Here is a 307-nt window from a genome sequence, read left to right as displayed (position 1 = left end):
ATCAATCCTGTTACGCCAACGCCTGTTCCACCTCCGACAACGACACCAAGCTCTGGCGGCAGCGGTGGTTCTCTTGGCTTTTTATCTCTACTTGGATTAGCGGTATTTGGACGTTTAAGCAGAAGTAAGGTGAGATATGGATTACAAAATCAACGACCCTGTGGTGTTGGAAATGTTAGAGGGGAATGATTGGCGCGTGATACGCACCACTTACCGTCAAGCCATACGACTGCTCAGAAAAACGCATCATCGCGGTTATTTGTTGTACCGCGAAGGACAGCGGTGGGATGGAACAACCTGACGCTTT

At 49.2% G+C, this 307-nt stretch carries 1 protein-coding gene; it reads left to right on the top strand.

Features of this window, described 5'->3' with window-relative positions; genetic code table 11:
* Positions 1-189 (top strand): GlyGly-CTERM sorting domain-containing protein (locus A142_RS25305; protein WP_139137183.1); only part of this gene is annotated, 189 nt, incomplete at its 5' end.
* Positions 190-307 lie beyond the last annotated feature (118 nt).

The sequence above is a fragment of the Vibrio splendidus 12E03 genome (genome assembly GCF_000272105.2).
Taxonomy (GTDB): Bacteria; Pseudomonadota; Gammaproteobacteria; order Enterobacterales; family Vibrionaceae; genus Vibrio; species Vibrio splendidus_I.
Note: the sequence above shows the minus strand (reverse complement) of the source record. Positions and strands in the feature narration are given on the sequence as shown.